Origin of the sequence: Vibrio sp. 05-20-BW147 (assembly GCF_013369385.1) — a bacterium.
GTDB classification, from domain to species: domain Bacteria; phylum Pseudomonadota; class Gammaproteobacteria; order Enterobacterales; family Vibrionaceae; genus Vibrio; species Vibrio floridensis.
Map to the genome: position 1 here is coordinate 1 of NZ_SZTO01000060.1, position 1,447 is coordinate 1,447.

The following is a 1,447-nucleotide window of genomic DNA, read 5'->3' on the forward strand; positions in this document are numbered from 1 at the left end:
TTCACAAACAAAAACCAAAACGTAGAAAACAGAAATGACTCATAATTTTGAAAATCAGACTTTGAACTTTGGCAGTCAAAACTCAAAAAACTAAGATCAAATTTCTGATTGAGCCAACCGCCCTAACCTCACGCTTGCCCGAAAATTGACTGAGGCAACTCTCAGAATTTTTAGCACCAAAGAATAAGTGTCCAGAAAACAGCGCCCACTGAAGCTAACTTGCGGACAAACTCAAAACTAACCAGCCGAGGGAACATAGAAAAGCCATAAACCACTGTTTTGAAATGATTAAGCATAACGCCTTGTTAAGGGGTGAGCAACGCAATGCCGATGCCGCCGCATACCGCCTTAAACACTAAAACCAACGCATAGTAAAAATGCCACGCGTTGCGAATCCCTCTTGAACAATTTGTTATGTGGTTTTCCCACGTAGTCCTATTAAGTTTCCAAATGGGTCCTCAACTTGGCACATTGAAAGCCCATCTTCAATTTCCATTGGTCCACGATAAAGACACGCACCTAGTTCTTCAAAATGAGCCAGAGCAACACATAAATTATCTACTGACCAGTAAACAACTGTACCACTTTTACCAGCACCAACTTTTTTGTCTGCTTGGACTATTTCTAGTGAGAAGCCATTTAGATCAAGCACTGTGAAATCAAAGTCAGGATGGTAAACCGGAACGGCTTCTGGAAAAGCTTTCTTGTACCATTCAAGTCCTTTCGCTACATCTGGGACATGAACAAGAACCGCTGATGGATTCATAATTTCTCTCCAACCACATAACGCCGCGTTAAGGGGCGCAGGCACGCAATACAAAAGTGACCGCATGACAACTTAACCACTAAACCCAACGCAAATTGAAAATGCCACGCGTGCCAAGTCCCGCTTTAACGCTTTGTTATGCCTGTGCCAAAGTTTTCAATGAGTTTGGGACAATAACTTTATGGATCGGTGCTACGACAAGCATGTAAGCTTTGCCAAACAAGTTGTGGACATGCACTACAGTTGTCGCATGAACAGTGACTTTGTCACCTTTTACGCCCAGCAGAAACGACACTCTCACATCGAGATGCTTATCGCTGTCCTCCAGAACAATTTCATGCTCTTCGTTACTTACGAGCGTGAAGATACCTATCCGTTCGCCCACTTTGACGTCATTAACACCGGCCTCAAAAGTCGCATCCTGAAATCGACCTAAATGCTTCAGGCCGAACATAGATACAATACGGTTTCTCATTTCCATTAAGAAAGAAACCCAGCGCGGTGTTTGCTTGGCGATTTCAAGATAAACATCAAAAGCTGTCTGATTCGTGTATGGGATCTCACGAGAAAAACTGTCAGCAAAATAAGAGCCTTGCGTATAACCATAAAGCTTTGAATGCTTTGGGATAGTCATGTGTTTCTCCTAAAAGGCATAACGCTGCGTTAAGGGGTGAGTGCCGC

General features: G+C 43.3%; 2 protein-coding genes and 2 pseudogenes. All 4 read right to left on the bottom strand.

The window, feature by feature from the left end; all coding sequences use genetic code 11:
• Positions 1-82: 82 nt before the first annotated feature.
• The 4 genes and pseudogenes from FC652_RS20890 to FC652_RS19800 all read right to left on the bottom strand — a co-directional run bounded on the left by FC652_RS20890 (position 83) and on the right by FC652_RS19800 (position 1,400).
• Positions 83-268: pseudogene (locus tag FC652_RS20890) on the bottom strand (hypothetical protein).
• Positions 269-305: 37 nt separating this feature from the next.
• Positions 306-429, bottom strand: a pseudogene (locus FC652_RS20490) (DUF3265 domain-containing protein).
• Positions 413-766: a glyoxalase/bleomycin resistance/dioxygenase family protein gene (locus tag FC652_RS19790; protein ID WP_176299867.1), complete on the bottom strand. Its 354-nt coding sequence runs from the start codon at positions 764-766 to the stop codon at positions 413-415. Before FC652_RS19790 ends, FC652_RS20490 begins: the two are co-directional and overlap by 17 nt.
• Positions 767-902: 136 nt before the next feature.
• On the bottom strand, positions 903-1,400 hold the full coding sequence (locus tag FC652_RS19800) for a DUF2867 domain-containing protein (protein WP_176299869.1): 498 nt from the start codon (positions 1,398-1,400) through the stop codon (positions 903-905).
• Positions 1,401-1,447 lie beyond the last annotated feature (47 nt).

Bases quoted from the DNA above. Each gene is read 5' to 3' on its own strand.
- FC652_RS19790 (WP_176299867.1), bottom strand. From the start codon at position 766: ATGAATCCATCAGCGGTTCTTGTTCATGTCCCAGATGTAGCGAAAGGA.
- FC652_RS19800 (WP_176299869.1), bottom strand. From the start codon at position 1,400: ATGACTATCCCAAAGCATTCAAAGCTTTATGGTTATACGCAAGGCTCT.